The 4,245-nt window shown below is 44.8% G+C and carries 4 protein-coding genes; all 4 read left to right on the plus strand.

What is annotated here, in order from left to right; translation table 11 throughout:
• Positions 1 to 306, plus strand: a 306-nt coding sequence (locus WCO51_10320; GenBank protein MEI6513652.1) for a hypothetical protein, incomplete at its 5' end; no start/stop codon positions are given.
• A gap of 87 nt (positions 307 to 393) precedes the next feature.
• On the plus strand, positions 394 to 2,187 hold the full coding sequence (gene dnaG, locus WCO51_10325) for a DNA primase (protein ID MEI6513653.1): 1,794 nt from the start codon (positions 394 to 396) through the stop codon (positions 2,185 to 2,187).
• 16 nt (positions 2,188 to 2,203) lie between these two features.
• On the plus strand, positions 2,204 to 3,316 hold the full coding sequence (locus tag WCO51_10330; protein MEI6513654.1) for a sigma-70 family RNA polymerase sigma factor: 1,113 nt from the start codon (positions 2,204 to 2,206) through the stop codon (positions 3,314 to 3,316).
• A 135-nt stretch (positions 3,317 to 3,451) separates the two neighbouring features.
• The coding region (locus WCO51_10335; GenBank protein MEI6513655.1) for a GAF domain-containing protein at positions 3,452 to 4,245 on the plus strand (794 nt) is incomplete at its 3' end.

Genomic DNA, 4,245 nt, shown 5'->3' on the forward strand with positions numbered 1-4,245 from the left:
CCTACATCTCAAACGATGCTGATCTATGTCAAAAAAGGCTCTACTTATAGCTTTATCATCAACGATAAAGGACGAGTTGTCCAGATCGGTTCGATTGCAGAACGCGATGCTGCTACTAAAACGAGGAAGGGCATTACGCTAGGATCAACCTACGGAGAAGTCCTGAAAGTATACGGCTATCCCGAAATGCATGAATTCCAGGGGTCGACGATTATGCTTCTCAAGTATTTGAAGAAGCAGCACGTCGCATTCCAACTTTTCAACCAGAAAGTCGTCGGCATAACAATCGCTGCCGGCGTTCAATAAGACTAAAACTATAGCGGGTTGCTCGTTGTGAATTAGCGGCAACCCGCTTATTACCATCGACTGCCGGGCACGGAGGCATCAGCAGAGATGGCTTCAAATGACGCTTTAGAGCAAATTCGACAGCGTGTGGAGATAGCCGACCTCGTTCGCGAGTACGTTCGGTTGCTACCTTCAGGCAAGAGTCTTAAAGGTCTCTGCCCGTTTCATAACGAGAAAACCCCCTCTTTCCATGTCACTCCAGCCCTTGGACGATTTCACTGCTTTGGTTGTGGTGAATCAGGCGATATTTTTTCTTTCCTTCAAAAAGTCGAGAATTTAGAGTTTCGCCAAGTAGTTGAACGTCTTGCTGAGCGTGCCGGCGTTGAACTGCCTAAGCTATCCAATAAGCGATCACAAACGACCAGTGAAAAGGAAGAGTGGTATAGTGTTTTAGCGTCTGCTGCCTCTTTCTATCAGCAGCAACTTCCTAAATCAAACACTGCAATCGCCTATCTACGAGATCGTGGCATGGATGAGGCTACTATTCAACATTTTGGTTTGGGGTATTCACCGGAAGAATGGGATTCTTTAGCACATCACTTCTCAAAACAAGGCATCAAACTCACGGTTGCTCAAAAGATGGGATTGGTCGACCAGGGAAGAGATCGCGGCTATTTCGACAAGTTTAGAGAACGCCTGATGTTCCCCATTTACGATGCTCAAGGAAGAGTCATCGCCTTTGGTGGTCGAATAATGGGAAGCGGTGAACCGAAATATTTAAATTCGCCTGAAACCCCATTATTTTCTAAGCGAAGTACCCTTTATGGCCTCCATACTGCTCGTCCCTATTTGCTTAAACAACGCACTGCAATTTTAGTGGAAGGTTATTTCGATGTCATTGCCGCCCAAAGAGCAGGGTTCCATAATACTTTGGCAACGCTTGGTACGGCACTCAGTGAAGAACACGCTAAACTGCTACACAGATGGGCAGATCGGGTGATTGTTGCCTATGATTCGGATAATGCCGGAATAGCCGCAGCAGTTCGCGCCGCCGAGGAATTAGTTCAGCAACAGGTTGATGTAAGGATCGCATATTTACCGGAGGGTGAGGATCCGGATTCTTTATTAAAAAAGTCCGGACCATCGGCTTTCAACCTGGCACTTGATCAAGCTGAAACAGTGACTGCTTTCAGACTTAATCTAATCCTGCGTAATCATGACCTCAGTACGGCGGATGGATTGACAGCAATGTTTAAAGAGACAATTCCTGTTATTGCTTCTGTTCAAAGTAATGTTGAAAGAGACCGTTACGTTTTGATGCTTGCCCCCTATGCGCCAGCATATAAGCATGATGCCGCCCGAGCAGAAGATGCGATAAGAAAAGACATCGCTCAAGCGATTCGAAAACAAAGTAAGGATCGTCAAAAAACACCTGCAAAGCAAAAAGAAGATGAGCCTGCGCAAGCAATTTCTGGCCCAACATTGCCGCGAGCTTTAATTGAATCTGAAATGACACTCATTAGAGCAGCTTGTGAAACAGAATTTCGCGAACACATTTGGGAATGGATTGAACCTAAGCATTTTGATTTACCATTACATAAGGAAATTGCTGAAGCTATCAGGACTGCTTGGGGAGATACCTCTCCAGATGCTTCGCCAGAACAATTTATAAATAAAATAGAAAATGAAAAAATAAAGCAGGAATTTACGGGGCTTATGGTGAAAGATAATAGACCAATCAATGATGTTTGGCTAGAAGATTGTCTTGCCTATTTGAATAGGCATCGAGAGCGTCAGCAATCCGCCGCGTTGCGAGATAAGTTGAGTGACACAGACGCTACCGAGGAGCAACGGCAGTTCTCACGGCTGATCACGGAAGCTCACAGCCGTAAAAACTCATAAAATGAGGTGAACGAAAGTGGTGACTCTTCCACAGGTTTGTGATCCGCACGAAGTTAAACAACTGATCCAGGAAGGACGCGTACGCGGATTTATTACTCTTGAAGAGATTAGTAATCGCTTGCCGGTTCTCAATGAATGCGATGCTGATCTGCTTAGTAACATGTTTGCACTCTTTGAATCGCAAGGAATCGAAGTATTAGATTCCGAGCATTCTTCCATTACGGAAGATATTGAGGCGCAAAAAAATAAAGACAATCCCGAAATTGTTAATTCTCAAATTAATACTGTGCAGGCAGATGATTCAGTCATTATGTGGCTGCGAATCATTGGACGTATCCCGTTGCTAGGTCCTGAAGAAGAATTAGAACTGTCAAAACAGGTACAAAATGGTAATCAGGAAGCCAAAACGATGTTAGCGGAAGCTAACCTTCGATTGGTTGTATCGGTTGCTAAGCGATATAGCGGACGCGGGATGTCTTTTTCCGACCTTATTCAGGAAGGCAACCTCGGCCTTATACGCGCAGTCGAAAAATTCGATTATCATCGAGGTTTTCGTTTCAGCACCTATGCTACTTGGTGGATTCGACAATCGATTACCCGCGCAATTGCCGATCAGGGACGAACTATTCGCTTGCCCGTTTATATGATGGATACCATCAACCGACTTGTGAGGGCTACCAATCAATTGCTTCAAGAACATGGTCGTGAACCCTCCTTTGACGAATTGGCAATGACTTTGGGCATTACGGTTGAGAAAGTATACGAAATCATCCGTTCAATTCCAGAGCCTTTGTCACTTGAAACACCGGTGGGTGAAGATGAAAACCGACTGATTGATTACCTCGAAGACAGAGAAGCAGATGGTCCCAGCGATTATGCTTCTCGCGCTCTTCTGAGAGATCGTATTGATGAGTTATTAAGCACCCTGACAAACAGAGAGCGGGACGTCGTCAAAATGCGTTTTGGCCTATTTGACGGCCTTCCTCGAACTCTTGAAGATGTGGGATTATTCTTTAACGTCACAAGAGAGCGCGTGCGGCAAATAGAATTGAAAGCTCTTAAACGCCTACGCCAGCCTCAACGAAATAAACGCTTAAAAGACTACATCGAATATAAATCAGTGAATTAGGGGCGATTACAAGAACAGAACCAATAACCGGCAGCTTGAAAGTTGCCGGTTATTGATATATTAAGGCAGTTGCAGTTTCAAAGGTCTCCTAGTAAAATGAGGTTATGTTTTTGAAATGCCATCTTGGTGGGAAATATGCAACGATTTTTTAAGTTTGATGGCCGACTTCGATGGGCGGGACGTAGGAAACTCAACCTTAGTGATCCAGAACACCTGCTAGAAGAAGTGGAATTAAGGGATCGTGAGCTAATTGAGGCTCAACGCACGATTAAAGCATTAAATGCCGACATGGCAGATCGTGACGCTGAACTTGAAGCTCTTAAACGCATCAGTGAAGCAACAGGTTCCGTTTTTGGCTCAGAGGAAATGCTACAAGGTATCGCCGAAATCGCCATCCGCATAACAGGTACAGAAGGCTGCCAGATTTATTTATTCAGTGAAGACCGCACAAAGTTAATCTTACGCGCAACCGGTGAAGCTGGGCGAGAGCTTGTCGGCAAGATTGTATTGGATATTGGTGAAGGTATTACCGGTTGGGTCGCTCGTGAAAAAAAGCATGTTGCCTGTCCACGCCAAGCCTACAAAGACCATCGATTCAAATTCTTCCCCGTATTAGATGAAGCTGAATATGAAAGTTTTCTTTCTGTGCCACTGCTTGTAAGGAATGAGGTAATTGGGGTTATAAATGTCCGAACCAGAGAGGCGCATGAATATACCCGTAATCAAGTGAGGTTGCTTTCAGGCATCGCCAGTCAGGTAGCAGGCGCCATAGATCATATGCGCCGCTACAAGAAGCTTGAAGCCCAAGCATCTCAGCTCAGCACTCTTTCAGAGGTAAGCAAGACTATTACCTCCAATATGTATCTCGAAGAGATATTGCAGCTTCTAGTTAATTTGACCGCACATTCGCTAAATTATAAGATATGCAC

This window comes from bacterium, assembly GCA_037131655.1.
Lineage (GTDB): Bacteria > Armatimonadota > Fimbriimonadia > Fimbriimonadales > JBAXQP01 > JBAXQP01.

What these genes read in the sequence shown, in the direction of transcription:
- dnaG (MEI6513653.1), top strand. Translation starts at nt 394, where the DNA reads ATGGCTTCAAATGACGCTTTAGAGCAAATTCGACAGCGTGTGGAGATA.